Consider the following 4,182-nt stretch of genomic DNA (forward strand, 5'->3'; position numbering starts at 1 on the left):
CCACTTAACAGCCTCCCGAAGCTGTGATAGCGCCAGGCCATCGAAACCTTCTTCCTCTGGATTGGTCTCGCTCTGGCGGGATCGGGACTGGCGCTGGCGCTGCGCAGCGATCTGCTGTTCATTCGCAACGGTACCCGCAGGGTGCCGGCCAAGGTGGTCCGTCACCGGAGCGCGCGGGAAGACGGCGGTACGATGTACAGCGCGATCTTGCTGGTGCCCGACCAGCGCGGCGGCTTTATCGAAGTCCGCGACCCGCTCTACACGCCCTTTCCGACCCCGGTAATCGGCGAGATGATCGAGGTCGTCCATCCCGAAGGCTATCCCGAGAAAGCGCGCATCCCCTACCCTTGGTTCCGGGCGCTGATGTATGGAGTTCTGGGCTATGGCTTTGTGATAATCGGGCTGGAGATTACCGGACTGGGGTGATGCGCTTGCCCGCTAGCTCGAGGAAGAGGGGACGCAGCGGATGGGCCTTCGATCAGCGGATATGGATCTGTCTTATCACGACGAAATCCTCGATCTGCTGACAATTTCTCTCAGTTCGCTGCGAAACTTTTCAAAATACGGATCACCATCTCTGGTCCGCAACCACACCAGATTATACTCCAGTGGCGGGAACTGGATCGGAGGAACGAAAACTTTCAATCCCAGCCGGCCCTCGTTCAATCGGGCAAAACTGGCCGGAACGAGGCCGATGCTATTGGTTGCAACGACCGTATCGACCAGTGCCGAATAGCTCGAAAATCTGATCGATTCGTTTTGACGCAGACCGAGTGATGCCAGAAAAATCTGCTCGTTGGACAAGTCTCGCCCCAAACCGACATCAAAACCTATGTGCGGTCGACCAAGATAGGCATCAAGCGAAATGGGTTCAGCAAGCTCATGGTCATCCGGAGACGCCACCCCGACCAGAGGTTCAGAAAACAGAAGTTCGGAATTCATTTGTGCCATTTTACTCGAACTCGCTGGTGTTCCTCCCATCAATCCCAATCTTGGCGCAATGATAAAATCAATCGTTCCGGCGGCAAGGTCCAGAAGGGAATTCGCACTACCGGTTACAAATTGCGGCAAGTAATTCAATTTCTGCGACACTACCCGCTTGCCCAACGGAGCGCCCAGAATCGTCATCACATGATCGTTTGTTGCGATGACAAGCGAGGTGGCGACATCAGAACCCGCTCCGTCGCTTTCAAAAACCAGACCTTCTAGGTCGGCCAACACTTTCTCTAGCGGCGCCAGAATCGTCTCGCCTTTCGGCGTGAGTTTCATCGATTTACCGCTGCGAACGATCAGGTCATCATCAAATTGCTTTCGCAACTGCTTCAAGGCACCACTCAACGCTGGCTGCGAGATATTGAGCGCTTCCGCTGCTTTTCCTACGCTGCCGTGGCGCAAAATCTCCCGCATCAACGGTAGCGTGTTCAGATTGAATGTGCGGAGATGCTTTGAGTGCGATCGAACGATTTGGAAATTCCTTTATCGCAAATGCTTATAGATGGAATCGGAATAACGAATTGGACACGGGGAATCTACGTCGGCACGTGGGAAATGGTTCCATATTGAAGTGCAATAGTCACTGATCGAATTCAGAATTGCAAAAGAAAGCGACAAACGATGAAGGTTTTTGGTGGAAATCCTCGGGAAATCAAACTCGCAAACAGCAATGACCGGACAAAACTTGCGATAAAGGGGCGATCGGAGCGCACCAAAGCCACCTTGCGCCACACGCGGGCGATATATCAGATAAAAGCCGATGGCCTGGGCGATCACTATAAATCCCTTGGCGACCTTATGTGGCAAATATTATGCGATATATATCTGCGCAATATCGACGGGATCGATTTCTCCGTGTCAGATCTGGAACGGTCATTGGACCTGTCCGGACGACTGGCAAAGCGATATATCGCTGTCCTGGAATCAGAAGCATTGCTTGAAGCCAGAGGTAACGACGGCGGCTCCCGTTACCGAAATCTCCTACTCACCGAATTGGGATGCTCTAAGGTGCAATCGATTCTGGATCAATGCACGGATGCGTTTACCGAAGGCTTTGTATATTCCAGCCCGAGACTGGTGAAGACGGAGAGTTAATACTCCGCATCGACCGACTTTTTACAGCACGGGAACGATCCCGTCGGCATGACCTGCGGTAGGCTCACAACCGGACAGTTCCAGCAACGGCAATCAATTTCGGACTATCGTCTTGAGGGGATGAACCACAGGGAAATGGTGGACAGGATAGGATTCGAACCTATGTACGCTTACACGGGCAGATTTACAGTCTGCTGCCTTTAACCACTCGGCCACCTGTCCATCCGGGTATCCAAGGCCGCCATCGGCGACAAGAGCGGCTCAATGACGAAGGGAGGGCAAACTGTCAATGCCTGCCCTTGCATATTTGCAGAAAAAAAGGGCTGTCCGCACGAGGCTTACCGGCTAGGGTGGAAATATGGCACGCAAGAACAAATCAATTAAGAAAACCGGTGGCGGTCTCAAATTCTGGGGACGACACGCGATCGAGGCAGCGCTCGACAATCCCAACCGGGTGATCAAGAAAATTTCGATCACCCGCGAGGCCTTGGCAACGCTCGAAATCCCCGACGGTATCGCCGTCGTGATATGCGATGTGGCGGACCTCGGCCGGGTCATCCCGCGCGACGCGCCGCATCAGGGGATGGTCGCCGATGTCGATCCGCTGCCCGACATCTGGCTGGGCGATGTGCTGGACGAACAGACCGACCGTCCGTTGCTGCTGCTCGATCAGGTCACCGATCCGCATAATGTCGGTGCGATATTGCGATCCGCCGCTGCTTTTGATGCAGCCGCGATTATCACCCAGGACCGCCACGCCCCGCCCGAATCGGGTGTCGTGGCAAAATCGGCGTCCGGCGCTCTGGAAATTGTCCCGTGGATCCGGGTGGTCAACCTGTCCCGCGCGCTCGATGACATCGCCGAGGCCGGCTATTGGCGGATCGGACTCGATGGCGATGCCGTCGATGAGCTCGAAACAGCCATGGGAACCGGAAAAATCGCCCTGGTCATGGGCGCGGAAGGCGAAGGCCTCCGGCAGAATGTTGCAGCCCATTGCGATACACTGGCGCGTCTGCCGATGAGCAGCAAGATGGAAAGCCTGAATGTTTCCAACGCCGCCGCCATCGGGCTTTACGCAGAATATACGAGGAAAAAAGGGGATTGATCGTGAGGAAATATTGCAAACTGATTGTCGCGCTGCTTGCACCGTTGCTATTGGCCAGCTGTTTCCTGACCCCGGGTAAATTTACCTCCGAGCTCGAAATCGACGCCGACGGAAGCTTTGCCTTCACCTATGAAGGTGAAATCTACATGCTCGGGTTCCAGAATCTGATGAAGGCCGGAGCGGCGGAAGAAGAGGCGTCTTTCAAGGGCGAATGTTTCGAAGACGACGGCATGACCGAGCGCGATTGCAACGCCGAAGAAGTCGAGCAGCAGCTCGAAGCCAAGAAAACCGAAAATGCGCAGATGATGGCGATGTTCGGCGGACTGTTTGGCGGGATCGATCCGGCCAGCCCCGAAGGCGTTGCCGAATTTGTCAGCCGGCTGGAAAAACAGAAAGGCTGGAACAAGATTGTCCATCGCGGCGAAGGCATTTTCGATATCGCTTATAGTATCGAGGGCCAGCTCGACCGTAATTTCAGCTTTCCCGAACTGGAGAAAGTCCAGGGCATAACGCCGTTTGTCGTCGCCATCGTGCGCAAGGATAGTGCGATCCGGATCGATGCTCCCGGATTTGCGGTCGAGCAAAACGGATCGAGCCTCGGCATGCTGAGCGCGATGAGCGGCATGTCTGAAAGCGGCAAACCGGCAGACATGGGTCCGATCCCGGTACCCGATGGTGTTTTCCGCATCGTCACCAATGCCGATATCCTGACTAACAACACAGAAGACGGTCCAACCGCCGAGGGCGCTGATTTACGGGCTCTGCGCTGGGTCATCAACCAGCGCACCAAGGCGCCACCCGAAGCGTTGCTCAAACTGGACTAGGCACAAAAAAAGGAGCGGCAAAGCGCTCCCCTTTGAACAAGCTTGGCCAGCATTCAGTCTTCTTCGGCGATCCGGACTTTCAGGCCTTCCAGATCATCCGACAGTTCGATCTGGCAGCTGAGCCGCGAAAACTCGTCGCGATGGTCGCTGCTTTCGAGCAGATCA

5 protein-coding genes, 1 tRNA gene and 1 pseudogene are annotated in these 4,182 nt (G+C 55.1%); 4 read left to right on the top strand and 3 right to left on the bottom strand.

Translation table 11 applies throughout. The features are described from left to right. Window positions 1-141: 141 nt before the first annotated feature. Window positions 142-426 (top strand): hypothetical protein, encoded by a 285-nt coding sequence (locus WBM93_RS10480; protein ID WP_424431617.1) that lies wholly within the window; start codon window positions 142-144, stop codon window positions 424-426. A 75-nt stretch (window positions 427-501) separates the two neighbouring features. Here WBM93_RS10480 and WBM93_RS10485 read toward each other — a convergent pair whose 3' ends face one another. Further along, a complete protein-coding gene (locus WBM93_RS10485) occupies window positions 502-1,410 on the bottom strand; it encodes a LysR family transcriptional regulator (protein ID WP_424431619.1) in 909 nt (302 codons plus the stop codon). A gap of 204 nt (window positions 1,411-1,614) precedes the next feature. Here WBM93_RS10485 and WBM93_RS10490 point away from each other — a divergent pair, with 204 nt between their 5' ends. Further along, entirely contained in the window at window positions 1,615-2,088 is a 474-nt protein-coding gene (locus WBM93_RS10490; RefSeq protein ID WP_424431621.1) for a hypothetical protein, read from the top strand. A gap of 136 nt (window positions 2,089-2,224) precedes the next feature. Here the strand turns inward: WBM93_RS10490 and WBM93_RS10495 are convergent. After that, window positions 2,225-2,310, bottom strand: a tRNA-Tyr gene (locus WBM93_RS10495). Between the two features lie 136 nt (window positions 2,311-2,446). Between WBM93_RS10495 and rlmB the strand changes: the two genes are divergently transcribed. Together rlmB and WBM93_RS10505 are read left to right on the top strand one after the other, a co-directional pair. Beyond that, complete coding sequence (gene rlmB, locus WBM93_RS10500) at window positions 2,447-3,193, top strand: 23S rRNA (guanosine(2251)-2'-O)-methyltransferase RlmB (protein WP_424431623.1); 747 nt, start codon at window positions 2,447-2,449, stop codon at window positions 3,191-3,193. A 2-nt stretch (window positions 3,194-3,195) separates the two neighbouring features. Next, entirely contained in the window at window positions 3,196-4,017 is an 822-nt protein-coding gene (locus WBM93_RS10505; protein WP_424431625.1) for a hypothetical protein, read from the top strand. A gap of 53 nt (window positions 4,018-4,070) precedes the next feature. Here the strand turns inward: WBM93_RS10505 and WBM93_RS10510 are convergent. Further along, window positions 4,071-4,182: pseudogene (locus WBM93_RS10510) on the bottom strand (2Fe-2S iron-sulfur cluster-binding protein); the annotation flags it as partial.

Origin of the sequence: Parasphingorhabdus sp. (assembly GCF_049667325.1) — a bacterium.
In the GTDB taxonomy this organism is placed as follows: Bacteria; Pseudomonadota; Alphaproteobacteria; order Sphingomonadales; family Sphingomonadaceae; genus Parasphingorhabdus.